At 68.9% G+C, this 19485-nt stretch carries 16 protein-coding genes and 1 riboswitch; of the genes, 12 read left to right on the forward strand and 4 right to left on the reverse strand.

What is annotated here, in order from left to right:
- Window positions 1-172 precede the first annotated feature (172 nt).
- The 10 genes from C6Y14_RS22640 to C6Y14_RS22685 all read left to right on the forward strand — a co-directional run bounded on the left by C6Y14_RS22640 (window position 173) and on the right by C6Y14_RS22685 (window position 10369).
- On the forward strand, window positions 173-805 hold the full coding sequence (locus tag C6Y14_RS22640) for a CDP-alcohol phosphatidyltransferase family protein (protein WP_107018623.1): 633 nt from the start codon (window positions 173-175) through the stop codon (window positions 803-805).
- Between the two features lie 89 nt (window positions 806-894).
- The gene (locus C6Y14_RS22645; protein WP_107018624.1) at window positions 895-3390 is read left to right on the forward strand and encodes a mannose-1-phosphate guanyltransferase; all 2496 of its coding nucleotides are present in this window, start codon (window positions 895-897) and stop codon (window positions 3388-3390) included.
- Between the two features lie 92 nt (window positions 3391-3482).
- Window positions 3483-4385 carry a DUF881 domain-containing protein gene (locus C6Y14_RS22650; protein ID WP_107018625.1) on the forward strand — a complete coding sequence of 301 codons (903 nt, stop codon included), beginning with the start codon at window positions 3483-3485 and terminating at the stop codon, window positions 4383-4385.
- The gene (locus tag C6Y14_RS22655; protein ID WP_046587749.1) at window positions 4382-4714 is read left to right on the forward strand and encodes a small basic family protein; all 333 of its coding nucleotides are present in this window, start codon (window positions 4382-4384) and stop codon (window positions 4712-4714) included. The genes C6Y14_RS22650 and C6Y14_RS22655 overlap by 4 nt, the downstream gene beginning before the upstream one ends.
- Window positions 4715-4719: 5 nt before the next feature.
- Window positions 4720-5586 carry a DUF881 domain-containing protein gene (locus C6Y14_RS22660; RefSeq protein ID WP_107018626.1) on the forward strand — a complete coding sequence of 289 codons (867 nt, stop codon included), beginning with the start codon at window positions 4720-4722 and terminating at the stop codon, window positions 5584-5586.
- A gap of 61 nt (window positions 5587-5647) precedes the next feature.
- Window positions 5648-6619 (forward strand): FHA domain-containing protein, encoded by a 972-nt coding sequence (locus C6Y14_RS22665; protein WP_107018627.1) that lies wholly within the window; start codon window positions 5648-5650, stop codon window positions 6617-6619.
- Between the two features lie 43 nt (window positions 6620-6662).
- Complete coding sequence (gene ftsR / locus C6Y14_RS22670) at window positions 6663-7397, forward strand: transcriptional regulator FtsR (protein ID WP_107018628.1); 735 nt, start codon at window positions 6663-6665, stop codon at window positions 7395-7397.
- Window positions 7398-7496: 99 nt separating this feature from the next.
- Complete coding sequence (locus C6Y14_RS22675) at window positions 7497-7970, forward strand: bifunctional nuclease family protein (RefSeq protein ID WP_006123076.1); 474 nt, start codon at window positions 7497-7499, stop codon at window positions 7968-7970.
- A gap of 232 nt (window positions 7971-8202) precedes the next feature.
- Window positions 8203-8835 (forward strand): MerR family transcriptional regulator, encoded by a 633-nt coding sequence (locus C6Y14_RS22680; protein WP_107018629.1) that lies wholly within the window; start codon window positions 8203-8205, stop codon window positions 8833-8835.
- A 112-nt stretch (window positions 8836-8947) separates the two neighbouring features.
- On the forward strand, window positions 8948-10369 hold the full coding sequence (locus C6Y14_RS22685; protein WP_107018630.1) for a DNA polymerase IV: 1422 nt from the start codon (window positions 8948-8950) through the stop codon (window positions 10367-10369).
- A gap of 114 nt (window positions 10370-10483) precedes the next feature.
- Here C6Y14_RS22685 and C6Y14_RS22690 read toward each other — a convergent pair whose 3' ends face one another.
- Entirely contained in the window at window positions 10484-10858 is a 375-nt protein-coding gene (locus tag C6Y14_RS22690; RefSeq protein WP_107018631.1) for a PRC-barrel domain-containing protein, read from the reverse strand.
- Window positions 10859-10962: 104 nt separating this feature from the next.
- A riboswitch (glycine riboswitch) is annotated at window positions 10963-11058 on the forward strand.
- Between the two features lie 183 nt (window positions 11059-11241).
- On the opposite strand from C6Y14_RS22690, the gene gcvP reads away from it, so the two are divergent.
- On the forward strand, window positions 11242-14127 hold the full coding sequence (gcvP, locus tag C6Y14_RS22695; protein WP_107018632.1) for an aminomethyl-transferring glycine dehydrogenase: 2886 nt from the start codon (window positions 11242-11244) through the stop codon (window positions 14125-14127).
- Window positions 14128-14220: 93 nt separating this feature from the next.
- Here gcvP and C6Y14_RS22700 read toward each other — a convergent pair whose 3' ends face one another.
- Both C6Y14_RS22700 and C6Y14_RS22705 read right to left on the reverse strand, forming a co-directional pair.
- On the reverse strand, window positions 14221-14424 hold the full coding sequence (locus tag C6Y14_RS22700; RefSeq protein ID WP_107018633.1) for a DUF5999 family protein: 204 nt from the start codon (window positions 14422-14424) through the stop codon (window positions 14221-14223).
- Window positions 14425-14833: 409 nt separating this feature from the next.
- On the reverse strand, window positions 14834-15424 hold the full coding sequence (locus C6Y14_RS22705) for a hypothetical protein (protein ID WP_107018634.1): 591 nt from the start codon (window positions 15422-15424) through the stop codon (window positions 14834-14836).
- Window positions 15425-16097: 673 nt separating this feature from the next.
- Here C6Y14_RS22705 and C6Y14_RS22710 point away from each other — a divergent pair.
- A complete protein-coding gene (locus C6Y14_RS22710) occupies window positions 16098-17618 on the forward strand; it encodes a glutamate--cysteine ligase (RefSeq protein ID WP_107018635.1) in 1521 nt (506 codons plus the stop codon).
- A gap of 22 nt (window positions 17619-17640) precedes the next feature.
- Here the strand turns inward: C6Y14_RS22710 and C6Y14_RS22715 are convergent, their stop codons facing one another.
- On the reverse strand, window positions 17641-19410 hold the full coding sequence (locus C6Y14_RS22715) for a substrate-binding domain-containing protein (protein ID WP_107018636.1): 1770 nt from the start codon (window positions 19408-19410) through the stop codon (window positions 17641-17643).
- Window positions 19411-19485 lie beyond the last annotated feature (75 nt).

Raw genomic sequence — 19485 nt, forward strand, 5'->3', positions numbered from 1 at the left:
TGGGAGAGTAGGACGCCGCCGAACTAATATTGATGGAAAAGCCCCCGCACTTCGGTGCGGGGGCTTTTTTGCGTTCCAGGACAGGGCCGGCCGAACCCCTCCGCGCCCGGGGCGGATGGCTGAGGGTAGGGTCAGGGGGCATCGTTGGCTCGTTCCCACAGGAGGCCCCCGGGTGGAGGTCCAGGAGACCCGCGTCCAGACAGACCGGGTCCTCACCATCCCGAACATCCTCAGCATGGCGCGCCTCGCGGGCGTACCGCTCTTTCTGTGGCTGATCCTCAGGCCGGAGTTCGGTGGGCCCAACAGCGACGGCTGGGCGCTTCTGGTGCTCATGCTGAGCGGTATCAGCGACTATCTGGACGGCAAGCTCGCCCGGCGCTGGAACCAGATCAGCGGGCTCGGCCGGCTGCTCGACCCCGCGGCCGACCGTCTCTACATCCTCTCGACCCTGCTCGGGCTCACCTGGCGCGAGATCCTGCCGCTGTGGCTGACCAGTGTGCTGCTGGCGCGCGAGCTCGTTCTGCTCGTGATGGTGGGCATCCTCAGGCGGCACGGCTATCCGCCGCCACAGGTGAACTTCCTCGGGAAGGCTGCAACGTTCAACTTGATGTACGCCTTCCCGTTGTTGCTGCTCAGTGACGGAAGTGGATGGCTTGCGTCACTCGCTGCTATTTTCGGATGGGCGTTCGCCGGATGGGGTACAACTCTGTATTGGTGGGCAGGGATCCTCTACGTGGTTCAGGTCCGCCGCCTTGTTCGTGCGGACAACCATGGCCGACTGAGCCCGCCCAATGGGCGGCCGTAGAGGTCTCTGATGGCCCGCAACGAGAATGTGCGGGACAATCTGACGGGTGAAGTCGGCTAGACCGTCTCTTCAAGGAGGACGCTTCCGACATGAAGGCCGTCGTGATGGCCGGCGGCGAAGGCACACGCCTTCGCCCCATGACCTCAAGCATGCCCAAGCCGCTCCTGCCTGTGGCCAATCGCCCGATCATGGAGCACGTGCTACGGCTGCTCAAGCGGCATGGGCTCAACGAAACCGTCGTCACCGTCCAGTTCCTGGCCTCGCTGGTCAAGAACTACTTCGGTGACGGTGAAGAGCTCGGTATGGAGCTCACCTATGCCAACGAGGAGAAGCCACTCGGTACTGCCGGCAGTGTCAAGAACGCCGAAGAGGCACTGAAGGACGACACGTTCCTCGTGATCTCCGGCGATGCCCTGACCGACTTCGACCTCACCGACCTCATCAACTTCCACAAGGAAAAGGGTGGGCTCGTAACGGTCTGTTTGACCCGCGTTCCCAATCCCCTTGAATTCGGCATCACCATTGTCGACGACGAGGGAAAGGTCGAGCGCTTTCTTGAGAAGCCGACCTGGGGTCAGGTCTTCTCGGACACGGTGAACACCGGAATTTATGTCATGGAGCCCGAGGTCTTCGACTATGTCGAGGCCGATGTCTCCGTCGACTGGTCCGGCGACGTCTTCCCTCAGCTGATGAAGGAGGGCAAGCCGATCTACGGCTATGTCGCCGAGGGCTACTGGGAAGACGTCGGCACGCACGAGAGCTATGTGAAGGCACAGGCCGATGTCCTGGAGGGCAAGGTCGACGTCGAGCTGGACGGCTTCGAGATATCGCCCGGAGTCTGGGTCGCCGAGGGCGCCGAGGTCCACCCCGACGCCGTACTGCGGGGGCCGCTGTACATCGGGGACTACGCCAAGGTCGAGGCCGACGTCGAAATCCGCGAGCACACCGTGGTGGGCTCCAACGTCGTCGTGAAGACCGGCGCGTTCCTCCATAAAGCCGTACTGCACGACAACGTGTACATCGGTCAGCACAGCAATCTGCGCGGCTGTGTCATCGGCAAGAACACCGACATCATGCGCGCGGCGCGTATCGAGGACGGCGCCGTCATCGGGGACGAGTGCCTCGTCGGCGAGGAATCGATCGTCCAGGGCAACGTACGGGTGTACCCGTTCAAGACCGTCGAGGCCGGCGCCTTCGTCAACACGTCGGTCATCTGGGAGTCCCGCGGCCAGGCCCACCTCTTCGGCGCCCGTGGCGTGACCGGGATCCTCAACGTCGAGATCACGCCCGAGCTGGCCGTGCGGCTGGCGGGGGCGTACGCGACGACCCTCAAGAAGGGGTCCACCGTCACAACGGCCCGTGACCACTCCCGAGGCGCTCGCGCGCTCAAGAGGGCGGTCATCTCCGCTCTGCAGGCCAGCGCCATGGACGTACGGGACCTGGAGAACGTACCGCTGCCGGTGGCGCGGCAGCAGACCGCGCGGGGCAGCGCCGGCGGGATCATGATCCGTACGACGCCCGGAGTTCCCGACTCCGTCGACATCATGTTCTTCGACGGGAACGGGGCGGACCTGTCCCAGGGGAGTCAGCGCAAGCTCGACCGGGTGTTCGCCCGGCAGGAGTACCGGCGCGCGTTCCCCGGTGAGATCGGGGATCTGCACTTCCCGGCCAGCGTCTTCGACTCGTACACCGGCTCCCTGCTCAGGAATGTCGATACGACCGGGATCGCCGACGCCGGGCTCAAGGTGGTCGTGGACGCCTCCAACGGCAGCGCCGGGCTGGTGCTGCCCAGTCTGCTGGGCAAGCTCGGGGTCGACGCGCTGACCATCAACCCGGGGCTCGACGAGTCGCGTCCCACGGAGACGGCGGACACCCGCCGGTCCGGGATGGTGCGGCTCGGCGAGATCGTGGCGTCCGCACGGGCCGCGTTCGGCGTGCGGTTCGACCCGGTCGGCGAGCGCCTGTCGCTCGTCGACGAGAAGGGCCGGATCATCGAGGACGACCGGGCGCTGCTCGTCATGCTCGACCTGGTGGCGGCCGAACGGCGCAGCGGGCGTGTGGCGTTGCCGGTGACCACCACGAGGATCGCCGAGCAGGTGGCGGCGTACCACGGGACGCAGGTCGACTGGACGACGACGTCTCCGGACGATCTGACGCGCGTAGGGCGCGAGGAGTCGACGATCTTCGGTGGTGACGGGCGCGGCGGATTCATCATCCCCGAGTTCAGCAGCGTGTTCGACGGTACGGCGGCCTTCGTGCGGCTCATCGGTCTGGTGGCACGGACGCAGCTCACGCTCAGTCAGATCGACGCGCGGATTCCGCGGGCGCATGTCCTCAAGCGCGATCTCGCGACTCCCTGGGCGGTCAAGGGGCTGGTGATGCGGCGCGTGGTCGAAGCGGCCGGTGACCGGTTCGTCGACACGACCGACGGGGTGCGTGTCGTGGAGACCGACGGGCGCTGGGTGATGGTTCTGCCCGATCCGGCGGAAGCGGTCACCCACCTGTGGGCCGAAGGGCCCGACGACGCCTCGGCGCAGGCCCTGCTCGACGAGTGGTCGTCGGTGGTGGACAGCGCCGGTCGCTGAGCAGCACACGCGCGTGCCGGACAGTGCCCCGAACCGGGCCTGTCCGGCACGTCGGTGGGGCCGTTCGGAGGTACAGGTCGCGACGTGCGACGATGTGCGGCATGCCGCAGCAGCCCCCCGTTCGGAGCACCCCCACGCGCCCCTCGCGCCCGGACGCGTCCATGTCGCTGCTCACCAACGTGATGGACCACAGTCTTGACGAGGGGTACGCCGAGGCCGCTGCCCGGCGGAAGGCCGAAGGCACGGGCGGGATGCCCAAGAAGCTGTCGGCGAAGCTCGGTCTCGCGGCCGGTCTGGTGCTCGCGGCGCTGCTGGTGACCGTGGGCGCGGCGCAGGCGCGGATAGCGGCTCCGGTGGTCGCCAAGGAGCGCGAGGAGCTCATCGACCGCATCGACGGCGAGCAGTCTGCGGCCGAGGACCTTGAGGACGCCATCGACGAGCTCCGTGACGATGTCGGGGCCCGGCAGCGTGAGGCGTTGAAGAAGCACGGCGGTGACCAGGGCGAGCTGGTGGGGATCCTGTCCGGAGCCCTCGAAGTGCACGGTCCCGGTGTGAAGCTCGTCGTGGACGACGCGAAGGAAGCCGACCACGCCGGTGACGGGGACGCGCGGGAGACCTCGGGCTTCTCCGACACCGGGCGCGTACGCGACCGCGACATGCAGCGGGTCATCAACGGGCTGTGGGAGTCGGGCGCCGAGGCCGTCACCATCAACGGACAGCGGCTGACGGCCCTGTCCGCGATCAGGGCCGCGGGCGACGCGATACTGGTCGACAACAAGCCGCTGGTGCCCCCGTACACGGTGTTGGCCGTGGGGGACGGGGACCGGCTGCGCAGCAAGTTCCAGAACAGCGGGGACGGGCAGTATCTGCAGGCCCTGCACGAGAACTTCGGGATCAGGACCAGTATCTCCGCCGAGGACGAGGTCCGGCTGCCCGCAGCACCGAGTGTGATCGTACGAACAGCACAACCGAGCACAGAGAAAGGCACATCGTGATCGCCGTACTGGGCCTCGTCGTGGGAGTCGTGGCTGGATTGCTGGTCCGGCCCGAGGTTCCGGCGATGGTCGAGCCCTATCTTCCGATCGCCGTCGTCGCGGCGCTCGACGCCGTGTTCGGAGGTCTGCGGGCGATGCTCGACGGGATCTTCGACGACAAGGTCTTCGTGGTGTCGTTCCTGTCCAACGTCGTGGTGGCCGCGCTGATCGTCTTCCTGGGTGACAAGTTGGGCGTGGGCGCCCAGCTGTCCACGGGTGTCGTGGTCGTCCTGGGCATTCGCATCTTCTCCAACGCCGCCGCGATCCGCCGGCACGTCTTCCGGGCGTGAGGCCGATGAGCAGCAACGACGAGACGCCGGGAACCTCCGAGAACCCGCTGCGCGAAGAACTGCCCGAAGAGGTCCGGACGAAGGCTCCGGAGGCGGCGCCTGTGCCCGGCGCCGAGCGGGCCGAGCAGGAACCGGCCGGGCCGGCCGGTCCCACCGGCCGTCAGCGCCTCGTGAACGGGCTGTGGCCGCCGCGGGTGTCCCGCGCGCAACTCATCGTCGCGCTGCTGCTGTTCGGCCTCGGATTCGGCCTGGCCGTCCAGGTCGCGTCCAACAGCGACAGCGACGGCGCCCTGCGCGGCGCACGCCAGGAGGACCTCGTACGCATCCTCGATGAACTCGACGACCGTACACAGCGTCTGGAAGAGGAGAAGCAGGGGCTGGAGGATCAGCGCACCGAGCTGGAGAACAGCTCGGACCAGGCCGAGGAGGCCCGCAAGCAGACGGTCGAGAAGGAGAAACAACTCGGCATTCTGGCGGGCACCGTGGCGGCGCAGGGCCCCGGCATCACGCTGACGATCGACGACGGGAAAGGGACGGTCGAGGCCGACATGCTGCTCGACGCGGTCCAGGAGCTCCGTGCGGCGGGCGCTGAGGCGATCCAGGTCAATGGCGTGCGGATCGTCGCGGGCACCTATCTGACTGATGTGAGCGGGGGAGTCGCCGTGGACGGGAACAAGATCAGCTCCCCGTATCGTTTCAAGGTCATCGGCAAACCTCAGGACCTCGAACCGGCGCTCAACATCCCTGGCGGAGTGGTGCAGACTTTGGAGAAGGAGCAGGCCACTGTCACGGTGGAGCGCTCGGACAAGATCGTCGTGGACGCCTTGCGACCCGCCGAGCAGCCTGACTACGCTCGGTCGTCCTCCCAGTGAACCGGGGGCGCTTGGAGGTGGCTCTCCGAGGGCATGAGCTTGCGGGGGGTCGACGCACCGAATGGGTGGTGCGTGGTGGAAACTGTCTGGTGGATACGGACGTTGTGAGGGTGTCCGGCTCGACCGGTGTGTGCAATCAGGGTTCGTCCTGCCCCACGGGCGGGTCTGTTTCGGTCAAGGGGAATCGCCCGTGAAGTTGTTTGCGAAGTTGTTCGGCAAGAGCGCACGAGAGGGCAGCGACAACGCCACTGCCCGGCATCGCGCACCGCGCCCCGCTGAAGGCGAGGAGCAGGGGGACCGCCCGCTGTTCCGGGACCAGGTGGGTGGGCCGCCCGGTGACATTTCCGGTGGTCAGGGCGCGCCGTCTGTTGACCCTGCCCAGTCGGGGCGCATAGGTTTCGGGGATCCGTCAACCTCAGGTGCGGGTGGAGGTTTCGGCTCCGACCCGTACGCGTCCAATACCCCGGCGGGGCAGCCGCGGCAGGAGGATCCGTCCATGTCGGCCCTGGTGTGTACGAGGTGCGGTAACCGCAACGCGGAAGCGAGTCGCTTCTGCTCCAACTGTGGTGCGCCGTTGCGGGCCGGGGCGACCCCGGAGCGTCCGTCGGAGACCACCTCGACGATCTCCATCTCCGGTCTTGAGGCCTACGATGCCGAGGCCACCGGCCAGACGCAGATGCCGATGCTGTCTCCCGAGGCGCAGGCCGCCGTCGACGCCCTGCCCCTCGGCTCGGCGCTCCTGGTGGTGCGGCGGGGGCCCAACTCGGGCAGCCGCTTCCTGCTGGACGGCGATCTGACGACCGCCGGCCGTCATCCGCAGAGCGACATCTTCCTGGACGACGTGACCGTGTCGCGCCGCCATGTGGAGTTCCGCCGTGAGCCCGACGGTTCGTTCACGGTGGCGGACGTCGGCAGCCTCAACGGCACGTACGTCAACCGGGAGCGCATCGACCGGGTCCCCCTGTCGAACGGTGACGAGGTGCAGATCGGCAAGTACCGGCTGGTCTTCTACGCGAGCCAGCGGGGCATCTGACCCTCCCCCAGACTTTGTCCGGGGAGACCCCCAGGGAAGGTCCATGCTTCGAACACCGAGCGGCGGTGCCGGACACGGCGCCGCCGCCACGGACCACGGACTGATGAGCATCGGCACGGTGCTGAACGTGCTCCGTGATGAATTTCCCGAGGTCACCGTCTCCAAGATTCGTTTCCTGGAGTCCGAGGGCCTCATCGAGCCGCAGCGCACCCCCTCGGGATACCGCAAGTTCAGCGAGGACGACGTCGAGCGCCTCGGACACGTCCTGAGGATGCAGCGGGACCACTATCTGCCTCTGAAGGTCATCCGTGAGCACCTGGACGCCATGGGGCGCGGAGAGGCGGCTCCTCTGCCCTCCGTGGGGCGCCAGCGCGACGGTGAGGCGCTGAGCGAGCCGGAAGGGCCTGTCGTCGCCCGCATCGGGCGGGCCGAGCTGCTGGCCGCCGCCGAGATCGGTGAGCAGGAGCTCGCCGAGTGGGAGTCGTACGGGCTCATCACCCCGCTCCTGGACGGGGTGTACGACGCCGAGGCGGTGACCGTCGCCGGACTGGTCCTGGAACTGGGGCGGTTCGGGATCGAGCCGCGGCATCTGCGCGCCGTGAAAGCCGCCGCCGACCGCGAGGCCGGCCTGGTGGACCAGGTCGTGGCGCCCCTGCGGCTGCACCGCAACCCGCAGACCAGGGCACACGCGCAGGAGCGCACCAAGGAGCTGGCGGGACTCGCCGTGAAGCTGCACGCAGCCCTGGTGCAGTCGGCTCTCGGGGTACGGCTTCCCTGACCCGGCGACCCGCGCGGACGCAGGACGTGGAACGTGGGATAGGGCACCCATTCCGTGCTCGACTACCCAAAGGTGCCGGGCACGGCCTAGGGTTGCTGTGTGAACGAGCTCGACGTCGTAGGTGTCCGGGTCGAAATGCCCTCCAACCAACCGATCGTGCTCCTGCGTGAAGTGGGAGGCGACCGTTACCTCCCCATCTGGATCGGTCCGGGGGAGGCGACGGCGATCGCCTTCGCGCAGCAGGGCATGGCCCCCGCGCGACCGCTGACCCACGATCTGTTCAAGGACGTGCTGGAGGCCGTCGGCCAGGAGCTGACCGAAGTGCGCATCACCGACCTGCGGGAGGGCGTCTTCTACGCGGAGCTGGTGTTCGCCAGTGGAGTCGAGGTGAGCGCGCGGCCGTCCGACGCCATAGCGCTGGCCCTGCGCACCGGGACGCCCATTTACGGCAGCGACGGCGTCCTGGACGACGCCGGCATCGCGATCCCGGACGAGCAGGAGGACGAGGTGGAGAAGTTCCGCGAGTTCCTCGACCAGATCTCGCCCGAGGACTTCGGGACCAACAGCCAGTGACGGCCCGACAGCCGAAGGTGGCGCGAGAAGGCGCTCGGTGACCCTCCGGGGCCGTCGGACGACGGGCCGTGCGGCCACCGTCCCGAGAGCATTCGGCTAGCCTTTCCCCGCAGTGGGGCACGGGAAACCACTCTCAGGGTGATTATCACCCGGCGTGCCGAGTGTGGCGATCGTTGACGAGCCCCTGGTGACTGCCTACCGTCGAGAAGGCAGGTCAAGGACGGAGGTCGGCGTGAGAAGCAGCGGCGACGGTACGGCTGGGGGTGTTCCCGGACGCGGTCTGGGGGACAGTGGCCCGTACCCGCTTCACAGCAGCGCGGCCGATCACGTACAGCGGCCGACGGCGGTGCCGGGGGACGGCGAGGTGGCGTCCGAGGAGATCGGCTATCGCGGGCCCACGGCCTGCGCGGCCGCCGGGATCACCTATCGGCAGTTGGACTACTGGGCGCGCACCGGCCTGGTCGAGCCGAGTGTGCGGCCCGCCCACGGGTCGGGGACGCAGCGGCTCTACAGCTTCCGGGACGTGGTCGTCCTGAAGATCGTCAAGCGGTTCCTCGACACGGGGGTCTCGCTGCAGAACATCCGCACCACGGTCCAGCACCTCAAGGAGCGTGGCTCCTGCGACCTGGAGCGGATGACGCTGATGAGCGACGGCGCGACGGTCTACGAGTGTTCCTCGCCCGACGAGGTCCACGCCCTTCTCCAGGGCGGCCAGGGCATCTTCGGCATCGCCGTGGGCGTGGTGTGGCGGGACGTCGAGGGCGCGCTCTCGCAGCTGCACGGAGAGCGGGTGGACACGGGCGAGACGCTCGTCGGGACCAATCCGGCGGACGAGCTGGCCCGGCGCCGCAACCGGGCGGTCTGAGGCCGCAACAGGGCGGTCCGGGGTGGTCGTAGCGGGTGGGACGGTGGCCCCGCGGTGCTTCGTGGGGCGACGGGGCGGGGCATTGTCAGTGGCGTAGGGCAGCATCGGACATGTGAGAACCGCGCCCACGATCCTGCATCTCGACATGGATGCCTTCTTCGCTTCGGCCGAGCAGGCGTCCAAGCCGAGCCTGCGCGGGAAAGCGGTCATCGTGGGCGGCCTCGGACCGCGTGGTGTGGTCTCCACCTGTTCGTACGAGGCGCGGGTCTTCGGGGTGCATTCGGCGATGCCCATGGCGCAGGCCCGCCGGCTGGCGCCGAACGCCGCGTACCTCGTACCGCGCTTCGGTCTCTACCGGCAGATCAGCGAGCAGGTCATGGGGCTGCTGCGGGAGCTGTCGCCGCTGGTGGAGCCGCTGAGCCTGGACGAGGCGTTCGTGGATCTGGAGGCCGGGGAGACGGCCTGGGACGAGGCGTCCGCGCTGCTGGCCGCCAGGAAACTGCGCGACGACATCCGGGCCGTCACGGGGCTGACCGGGTCCGTGGGTCTCGCGGCCTGCAAGATGCTCGCGAAGATCGCCTCCGAGCAGGCCAAGCCGGACGGACTCGTGCTGATAGAACCGGGCACCGAGCGGGCGCTGCTCGCGCCGATGTCGGTACGCATCCTGCCGGGGGTGGGGCCGGCCACCGGCGATCATCTGCGGCGGGGCGGGATCAGCACGGTCGGGGAGATCGCCGAGGCGGGGGAGGACGAGCTCGTACGGCTTCTGGGGAAGGCCCACGGACTCGCCCTGTACGCCATGGCGCTGGCCCGCGACGAGCGGCCCGTGGTGGCCGAGCGGGACACCAAGTCGGTGTCCGTCGAGGACACGTACGACGTGGACATCCACGACCGGGTGCGCGTGCGCATGGAGGTGCAGCGGCTTGCGGACCGGTGCGTCCAGCGGTTGCGGGGGGCCCACCTTTCCGGGCGGACCATCGTGCTGAAGGTGCGGCGGTACGACTTCTCGACGCTGACACGGTCCGAGACGTTGCGGGGGCCTACGGACGATCCGGCCGTGGTGCGGGAGGCCGCCGCGCGGCTGCTGGAGGCGGTGGACACCACGGGGGGTGTGCGGTTGCTGGGGGTGGGTGTGACCGGGCTTGCCGATTACACGCAGGAGGATCTTTTCGCGCAGGCGCGGGCCGCTGCGGCGGGGGTGGAGGAGGGGGCCTCGGGTGAGCGGGTGGAGGAGGCCCAGGTGGGCGGGGGTGCCGGTGCCGGTGCCGGTGCCGTCGACGTCGTGGAGTCTGCGGGGGGTGAGCCCGCGGAGCGGGTGTGGTGGGCGGGGCACGATGTTCGGCATGTCGAGTTCGGGCACGGGTGGGTGCAGGGGAGTGGGCTGGGGAGGGTGACTGTGCGGTTCGAGACGCCCGGGTCCGGGCCGGGGCGGGTGAAGACGTTTCGGGTTGATGATCCTTTGTTGGAGTCGGCGGAGCCGTTGCCGTTGGTTGAGCCGTTGCCTGCGGGGCCTGCGGCGCCTGGGGAGGGGTGAGGGGGCGTAGTGAGGGTGCGGGTTCGTTGTGGCTGGCCGCGCCGTTCCCCGCGCCCCTGAAGGCAAAGGATTGCGCCGTTCCCCGTGCCGCTCGGGGGCCACGGGGGCGGGGTGTCAGGTGGGGTCTTCGCTGTTTGCCAGGTGGCCGAAGTCTTTGTCCGGGAAAGGGGGTGCGGGGGAGATGTCCAGGCCGTAGTGGTGGTAGAGCTGTAGTTCTTGTTCGGGGGAGAGGTGGCGGCCTACGCCGAAGTCGGGGGCGTCCTTGATCAGGGAGCGTTCGAACGGGACGTGCAGGGATTCGGCGATCACTTCGCTGGGCTCCAGGGGGACGAAGGCGTCCCGGCTGAACAGGCCGGTGCGGATGGCAGCCCACTCCGGTGCGCCGGTCGCGTCGTCGAGGTAGACCTCGTCGACGGTGCCGATCCTCGTGCCGTTGCGGTCGAACGCCTTGCGGCCTATCAGGTTGCGCGGATCGATGTCGGTCTGCACGGGCCCTCCAGCTGCTCGCAACTCATCCGTAAGCACTACGAAAGAGCATCTTGAGGTGGGCGGCCACTTGAGGGAACCCCGCTGGTAGGCTGGGCGACGGCTGCTGACCCCGTGCGGGAGAGTCCTCCAGGCTTCAACGGAGGCGCCGAAGGAGCAAATCCTCCCCGGAATCTCTCAGGCACACGTACCGCATGGACGAGGTCACTCTGGAAAGCAGAGGGGTGTTCGAGTATTCGACGGGCTCCGCTCTCACCGACGGTGAAAGCCGGTGCGCCTTCACGGCGAGCCGGTGAAGCTCTCAGGTTGAGATGACAGAGGGGGAGGCCGTTCGGGCACCGCACAGTGGTGCCCCTCGAAGGTCGTCAGACCAGGAGGCCTCCGCAATGACCGCCCAACGTATTCCGCTCTCCGAGCTCGAACAGGGAATCCCCTTCGAGCAGCGTCACATCGGGCCCGACTCCGAGGCCCGCGCCAAGATGCTCGCGCAGGTGGGGTACGGCTCGCTCGACGAGCTGACGGCCGCCGCGGTGCCGGATGTGATCAAGAACGCCGACGCGCTCGAACTGCCGGGCGCGCGCACCGAGGCCGAGGTGCAGGCCGAGCTGCGTTCTCTCGCGGATCGCAACCAGGTGCTGGGTTCCATGATCGGGCTCGGTTACTACGGGACGTTCACGCCGCCCGTCATCCTGCGCAACGTCATGGAGAATCCCGCCTGGTACACGGCGTACACGCCGTATCAGCCGGAGATCTCGCAGGGGCGGCTGGAGGCCCTGCTGAACTTCCAGACCGTGGTCGCCGAGCTGACCGGACTGCCGACCTCCGGGGCCTCGCTGCTCGACGAGGGCACGGCGGCCGCCGAGGCCATGGCCCTGTCGCGGCGCATGGGGAAGAACAAGAAGGGCCTCTTCCTCATCGACGCGGACACCATGCCGCAGACCATCGCGGTGATCCAGACGCGCGCCGAGCCCACCGGTGTCGAGGTGGTCGTCGCCGATCTGCGCGACGGCATCCCCGAGGGGCTCGCCGGGCGTGAGATCAACGGCGTGCTGCTGCAGTACCCCGGCGCCTCCGGTGCCGTACGCGACCTGAAGCCCGTCGTCGAGCAGGCGCACGAGCGGGGCGCGGTCGTCACCGTCGCCGCCGACCTCCTCGCCCTGACGCTGCTCACCTCGCCCGGCGAGCTGGGCGCCGACATCGCCGTCGGTACGACCCAGCGCTTCGGTGTGCCGATGGGCTTCGGCGGGCCGCACGCCGGATACATGGCCGTACGGGAGAAGTTCGCGCGCAGCCTGCCCGGTCGGCTCGTCGGCGTCTCCGTGGACGCGGACGGCAACAAGGCGTACCGCCTGGCCCTGCAGACGCGTGAGCAGCACATCCGCCGTGAGAAGGCGACCAGCAACATCTGCACGGCCCAGGTGCTGCTCGCCGTGATGGCGGGCATGTACGCCGTCTACCACGGTCCCGAGGGGCTGAAGGGCATCGCCCGGCGCACCCACCGGTACGCCACGATCCTCGCCGCCGGTCTGACGGCGGGCGGGGCCGAGGTCGTCCACGAGGCGTACTTCGACACCCTCACCGTGCGGGTGCCGGGCCGGGCCGCCGAGGTGCTCGCCGCCGCCCGGCAGGGCGGGGTCAACCTCCACCTGGTGGACGCGGACCACCTCTCCCTGTCCTGCGACGAGACGACCACGCGGGCCCAGTTGGGTGTCGTCTGGTCGGCGTTCGGCGTCGACGGCGATGTGGCCGCGCTGGACGGGACGGCCGAGGACACGCTGCCGGCCCCGCTGCTGCGCACCGACGAGTACCTCACGCACCCGGTCTTCCACCAGTACCGCTCGGAGACCGCGATGCTGCGCTACCTGCGCCGGCTCGCGGACCGCGACTACGCGCTCGACCGGGGCATGATCCCGCTCGGCTCGTGCACCATGAAGCTCAACGCGACCACCGAGATGGAGCCGGTCACCTGGCCCGAGTTCGGGCAGCTGCACCCGTTCGCGCCTGCCGAGCAGGCGCAGGGCTACCTCACGCTCATCCGTGAGCTGGAGGAGCGGCTCGCCGAGGTGACGGGCTACGACAACGTGTCGCTCCAGCCCAACGCCGGTTCGCAGGGCGAGCTGGCCGGTCTGCTGGCCGTCCGCGGCTACCACCGGGCCAACGGTGACGAGCAGCGCACCGTCTGCCTCATCCCGTCGTCCGCGCACGGCACGAACGCCGCGAGCGCGGTGATGGCCGGGATGAAGGTCGTCGTCGTGAAGACCGCCGAGGACGGCGAGATCGACGTCGAGGACCTGCGGGCCAAGATCGAGCAGCACCGTGACGAGCTGTCCGTGCTGATGATCACGTACCCCTCGACCCATGGGGTGTTCGAGGAGCACGTCGCCGACATCTGCGCGCAGGTGCACGAGGCGGGCGGGCAGGTCTACGTCGACGGCGCCAACCTCAACGCGCTGGTGGGGCTCGCCAAGCCGGGGCACTTCGGCGGCGACGTCTCGCACCTCAACCTGCACAAGACCTTCTGCATCCCGCACGGCGGCGGCGGTCCCGGCGTCGGTCCGGTCGGGGTGCGCGCGCACCTGGCGCCGTACCTGCCGAACCACCCGCTGCAGCCCGCCGCGGGGCCGGAGACGGGCGTGGGCCCGGTCTCCGCCGCTCCCTGGGGCTCCGCGGGCATCCTGCCCATCTCGTGGGCGTACGTCAGGCTCATGGGCGGGGAAGGGCTCAAGCGGGCCACGCAGGTCGCCGTGCTCAGCGCCAACTACGTGGCCAAGCGTCTGGAGCCGCACTTCCCGGTCCTCTACACCGGTCCCGGCGGGCTCGTGGCGCACGAGTGCATCATCGACCTCCGGCCCCTCACCAAGGCGACCGGTGTGAGCGTCGACGACGTCGCCAAGCGGCTCATCGACTACGGGTTCCACGCGCCGACGATGTCGTTCCCGGTGGCCGGCACGCTGATGATCGAGCCCACCGAGAGCGAGGACCTGGCCGAACTCGACCGGTTCTGCGACGCGATGATCGCCGTTCGCGCGGAGATCGAGAAGGTCGGTTCGGGCGAGTGGGCGGCGGACGACAACCCGCTGCGCAACGCCCCGCACACGGCGGGCGCGCTCGGCGACACCTGGGAGCACGCGTACAGCCGCGAGGAGGCCGTGTTCCCGGCCGGGGTCTCGGCCGCCGACAAGTACTGGCCGCCGGTGCGGCGCATCGACCAGGCGTACGGCGACCGGAACCTGGTCTGTTCCTGCCCGCCGCTGGACGCCTACGAGGAGTAGTCGCGCCCGGACATGCGTCGGGGCCGGTTCCGGGAGTGCTTCCCGGGGCCGGCCCCGCTGTCCGTTCTCGTCGTCCGTGGCGTGCTGTGCCGCTCAGGCAGCGGTCATCACATCAAGGGCCAGCGGCCGGTGCGGCGCGATGATCCGGCCGTCCGGCAGAAGCTCGCCGGTGTCCTCGAAGAGCAGGACGCCGTTGCACAGCAGGCTCCATCCCTGCTCCGGGTGGTGCGCCACGAGGAGCGCTGCCTCCCGGTCGGCGGAGTCGGCTGTCGGGCACGGTCGCTGGTGCTGGCACATTGATGGGATCTTTCGCTTCGGTGTGAGGTCGGTGCTCGATGTGTTGTCTGTTCCGCGGCTCGAACTGGCGTCCATGGCCGCCCCCCGTTTGTCAGATGGTCCGGAACCCAGTGTTGCCCTATGGGCGTCAATCCGCAGGGATTTGGCGCCAGCGCTCCTCACAGGTTGATGACGCATCACCCGTGCGGACGGTTCATCCCAACTGGGGTGTCCCTTCGGGTGGTTCGCAATGGTCGGATGGGGCTAGTCCGGATGGGCCGGGAGTGCGCTCTGTCTTGCACGTGTCACTCCGAGCAACGCCCTCCCCATGTCCCTCTCTCGCTTCTCTCGCTTCTTCATCGGTCGGCGCGCACAGCAATGTGCCCCGCGGCCGGGGTGGTGGCCGCGGGGCGGTGGGACCGAGGTGTGCTCAGGCGGGTGAGCCGAGCAGGGGAGTGGCGGCTGGTGCCAGCCGGTTGGTCAGGACGGGCAGCAGTTCGGCCACGCGGTGCGGGCGGTGGGCGGCGATACCGGGCGGGGCGGGTGCCAGTGGCACCAGCAGATCGGTGGCGGCGAGGTGCCCCTTCGTGCCGTCGGCGGTGAAGTCGCCGTGCAGCCAGAGTGTGAGCATGTAGAGCTCGGGTACCGAGAGCAGACGTGGCTGGTACGACCCCTGCATCGTCTCCGCCTGGCGCAGGGCGCGCTCGGTGGCGGTGACGTACGGGCCTTCGAAGAAGTGGGAGAAGGCCCAGCCGTCGGGGGTCAGCCTGGTGTCCGCGGCCGCCACCGCGCGTTCGTGGCAGCGGATGAGGAAGCGCCATCCGGCGAGCCGGGTGGCCGGGGTACCCGCCGGGGTGATTCGGTCGAGTACGTGGACGGGCAGCGGGAGTTCGGCGGTGAGGGGTCCCTGGGTGTCGCGGAGTGACGGGGTACGGGCTTCACGGACCGCGGTCGGGGAACCGAGGGCCGTGAGGACGGTGCGCAATGCCGGCGCGGGAGCCGGAGGGACGTGCAGCGGCATGGTGGGTCGCCTCTCATTCGACAGGCATGGTGGCGCGGGGGCGGGGGCGGACGGCGCTGTCAGCTCTCGGGGTCAAAGGGGCGGGGGCATAGGGCCTGTCGCCGAAGTGATGCCTGCCGCGCGGTGTCCGGCACGCATGCTCGCCGAGAGGCCGGAGGGCTCCGGTAGCCTCGTTCGCTACAAGATCCTTCCGGCGACTTTGCGATCGCACGCACAGGACGCCGCACGGGCCGCCCTTCGGGTTTACGCCGTCACCTCGACGACAGGCCCTGCGACCACGAGCGCCAACTCTCTGCCTCGTTCGCGGAGTTTATACGACACGTGTTCAGGCCGTGTTTCAGCTAGCTGTTCCGCGCATTAAGTGCAAGTGGCAATTAGGTCGCCGATACGTGTGTTTGGTCCTGGTTCTCGGCGGGTACCCGTCGATGACCTCGGAATACTCTTCCGAAGTGGACGGCCGGTTCTCGTCGGCGTTTTTCACGACAGAGTCGACCGTCAAGAAAAATGTGGTGCCTCATGCCTAGTGAATGTGCCCGACGAGAGCTGAGTCCAGAGTAGTGCCCGGGGGGCAGGTCCGGGGCGTTATCGATCACATTGCCTGGGCATCATCTTCCGTGACCCGGGACACCAGCGGCCGGTTCTTCGGGCGGCCCAGTCGAGGAGGGAAGCTTCGATGGGGGAGAAGGTCGTGGCGGGGACCATCGGTCTGTCCGACCGCCGACGGTACCGAGAAAAGCTGCAGCAGTGCCTGGAGGGGCTCGCGCGCCTGCTGGCGGAGGAGCGGTTCGACCGGCCCAGGAATCTGATGGGCCTGGAGGTCGAGCTGAATCTCGCGGGCCCCGACGGCATGCCGAGAATGATGAATGCGCAAGTACTCGAACGAATCGCGAGCCGTGATTTCCAAACAGAACTCGCCATGTTCAATCTGGAAGTCAACATTGCTCCCCACCGGCTCGAAGGTCGGGTATTCGACCGGCTCGCCGAGGAACTGCGCACCTCTCTCGCGTACGCCCACCGGAAGGCGAACGAGGTCGATGCCGGAATCGTGATGATCGGTATTCTGCCGACCCTCGCCCGGGACGACCTGGTCTCGGCGAACCTTTCGGACGTGGACCGCTACACGCTGCTCAACGACCAGATCGTCGCGGCCCGCGGTGAGGACTTCACCCTGGACATCGAGGGCGTGGAGCGGCTCACGTGCACCTCGGCGTCCATCGCCCCCGAAGCGGCCTGTACGTCTGTGCAGTTGCATCTGCAGGTCACCCCGGACCGGTTCGCCGACGTGTGGAACGCCGCTCAGGTCGCGGCCGCGGCGCAGATCGTCGTGGGCGCCAACTCGCCGTTCCTCTTCGGCCGTGAGCTGTGGCGCGAGTCGAGGCCGCCGCTGTTCCAGCAGTCCACCGACACCCGCCCGCCCGAGCTCCAGGCGCAGGGAGTGCGGCCGCGCACCTGGTTCGGCGAACGGTGGATCTCCTCGGCGTACGACCTCTTCGAGGAGAACCTGCGTTTCTTCCCGCCCCTGTTGCCGCTGCGGGACGAGGAGGACCCGATACGCGTCCTCGACGAGGGCGGCATCCCCAGCCTCGCCGAACTCGTGCTGCACAACGGCACCGTGTACCGCTGGAACCGTCCGGTGTACGGCATCGCCGACGGCGTCCCGCATCTGCGGGTCGAGAACCGTGTGCTGCCCGCGGGGCCCACGGTGATCGACGTCGTCGCCAACACGGTCTTCTACTACGGGCTCGTGCGCGCCCTCGCCGCGGAGGCACGGCCCATCTGGACCCGGCTGCCCTTCGAGGCCGCGGCCGCCAACTTCGACCAGGCCTGCCGGTACGGCATCGACGCGCAGCTGGAGTGGCCGCGGCACGGCAGGTACGGCGGGGTCACGCGCGTGCCCGGGGTGCAGCTGGTGCGCGACGAACTGCTGCCGCTCGCCGCGGCGGGACTGGACGCGTGGGGCGTCGAGCCCGCCGACCGGGACCTCTACCTCGGAGTGATCGAGGAACGGTGCAAGCGGGGCGTCAACGGCGCTTCCTGGCAGTCCCGTACGTTCCACAAGGCCCTGGAGGGCAACATGGGGCGGGATGAGGCGCTGGCCGCCACGACGAAGCGGTACAGCGAGCTGATGCATCTCGGTGAGCCGGTGCACACCTGGCCGGTCGGGCTGCCGGAGCCGGCCGTTCCGCTGGGCTGAGGTCCGTCGGGGTGAGGGCGGGTCAGTCCGTGTCGCCCGCCTTCACCACGGCCTTCAGGATCACCGCGTGGATCTGGGACGGGTCGGTGACCAGGTGTCCCGAGCCGCCGGTCGCCTCCGCGATCTCGTTCAGTTCCTTCTTGTCGGCGTCCGGGCCCACGGCGATCGCGATCAGGGGCACGGGGCGCTCCGGGTCGGCGATCTTGCGGAGTTCGGCGATCAGGCCGGCGCGCGAGATGCTCCCGGCATCCTGGTTCACCCCGTCGGTAAGCAGCACCACCGCGTTGAACTTGCCCTTCGTGTAGGAGTTCACGGCCTCCTTGTACGCGGCCAGCGTGGTGTCGTACAGGCCGGTCGAGCCGTCCTTGACCGGCTTGAGGTCACTGAAGGCCGCCGACAGCCGATCGCGCTGGGTGCTGCCGTCCACCTGGTCGCCGAGCCGGTCGGTCGGTACGAGGACGCGGTAGTCGCGTTTTCCGTCGATCCTTCTGGAGAACTTCCACAGCCCTATCTCGTCCTCCGGCGTGAACGTGGCCAGAGCCTGGAGCAGCGCCGCCTTGGTCACGTCCATCCGGGACTCGCTGGTGCCCGGCACCGGGTCCGACATGGACGAGGAGGCGTCGACGACCGTGGTGAGCCGGGCACTCTGCACCGTGATGGTCCACATGCCGAGGGCTTCCTCGATCTCCTTGTCCGTGGCGGGCCTCTCGGGCACCTCCCGGTACGGCTGCGGGGCCCGGCCGCCGGCCTCGGCCACCAGCTTTGCCGGGGTCTCGTCCTCATCCGTACGGAAGCCGTGCTTCTCCAGGATCCTGCGCCCGTCGCGCTCGCCCAGCAGCGTCATGAACCGCAGGGCGGCCCGGCTCTCGTCCGTGGTCAGGTTGGGCTCGTCGACCAGCGCGAACGGATGGTCGAGCCGGGGCGCGCCGTCCTTGGGATAGAAGAGGTCGAGATCGTCGCCGCTGTCCGCCGACTCGTTGTACGCGAACGCCGCCTGCTCGGAGAGGATCAGCGCCTGGTTGCGCTTCGGGTTGCCCTGCTCGGTGCCGGAGAGGTCGCGCGGCAGGGTGTCCAGGACCTGGCCATCGCTGTCGGAGGTGCGCTGCGAGAGGGCCTTGGCGGTGGCCGCAGCCAGGGTGTCGCCGCCCTTGGACTTCCCCGCCGTCTGCGCCAGTTGGGTCAGCGCGAGCAGACCCGTGGCGCTGCGCGAGGGGTCGCCCGCGCCGAGCTTGAGGCGGTCGCTCGTCATGGTGACCCCGGCCAGCTCGGTCCAGGAGTACGTCTTCCTGGGCCAGCCGAGGGACTTCGCGGCCGACGGGACCATGGCGACACCGATGGGCGAGGAGGCGACATTGCCCGCCGGTGTCACCGAGATCGACTGGTTGTCGGCCATGACCCTGTCCACCCACACGCCCGAGTCCGGCACCCACGCCTCGAACTCGGTCGCGTTCTTGCGCTTCGACCGGAGGGCGTCGGCGACCTTGTAGGTGTCCTGCGCGGTCACGCGGACGTCGAGGCAGCTGCCGTCGGACGTCACGTCGTGGTCCCGGGCGTACTGGGCCGCCTCCTTGAGCGCGGGCGCGATGCCGGGAGCCGCGGCGATCCTCAGCCGTACGGTGCTGTCCCAGCAGGACGAGCCGAAGGAGAGCAGGCCGCTGTCGATCGCGGCGACGGTACCGCCGGCGAGGATGGTCACCAGGGCCGTCGCGAGCGCCACATTGCGGTGCCGCGTGTGTGACCGGGGGCCGGTGCCGCCCCTGCGCAACCCGTCGGGCAAGCTGTGACGTCCCATGGCGGTGGTGCCCCTCCCTGATCGAGCCCGGAGCCGTTGAAACGGTGAAATGGCCGAATGGTATGGCACACGGGA

This window comes from Streptomyces dioscori (assembly GCF_003024195.1).
GTDB classification, from domain to species: Bacteria; Actinomycetota; Actinomycetes; order Streptomycetales; family Streptomycetaceae; genus Streptomyces; species Streptomyces dioscori.

Excerpts from the sequence above, each read along its gene's own strand:
- gcvP (WP_107018632.1), top strand. The coding sequence starts at position 11,242 with ATGACCGCCCAACGTATTCCGCTCTCCGAGCTCGAACAGGGAATCCCC.
- C6Y14_RS22665 (WP_107018627.1), top strand. The coding sequence starts at position 5,648 with ATGGGTGGTGCGTGGTGGAAACTGTCTGGTGGATACGGACGTTGTGAG.
- C6Y14_RS22705 (WP_107018634.1), bottom strand. The coding sequence starts at position 15,424 with ATGCCGCTGCACGTCCCTCCGGCTCCCGCGCCGGCATTGCGCACCGTC.
- C6Y14_RS22700 (WP_107018633.1), bottom strand. The coding sequence starts at position 14,424 with ATGTGCCAGCACCAGCGACCGTGCCCGACAGCCGACTCCGCCGACCGG.
- ftsR (WP_107018628.1), top strand. The coding sequence starts at position 6,663 with ATGCTTCGAACACCGAGCGGCGGTGCCGGACACGGCGCCGCCGCCACG.
- C6Y14_RS22710 (WP_107018635.1), top strand. The coding sequence starts at position 16,098 with ATGGGGGAGAAGGTCGTGGCGGGGACCATCGGTCTGTCCGACCGCCGA.
- C6Y14_RS22645 (WP_107018624.1), top strand. The coding sequence starts at position 895 with ATGAAGGCCGTCGTGATGGCCGGCGGCGAAGGCACACGCCTTCGCCCC.
- C6Y14_RS22715 (WP_107018636.1), bottom strand. The coding sequence starts at position 19,410 with ATGGGACGTCACAGCTTGCCCGACGGGTTGCGCAGGGGCGGCACCGGC.
- C6Y14_RS22650 (WP_107018625.1), top strand. The coding sequence starts at position 3,483 with ATGTGCGGCATGCCGCAGCAGCCCCCCGTTCGGAGCACCCCCACGCGC.
- C6Y14_RS22660 (WP_107018626.1), top strand. The coding sequence starts at position 4,720 with ATGAGCAGCAACGACGAGACGCCGGGAACCTCCGAGAACCCGCTGCGC.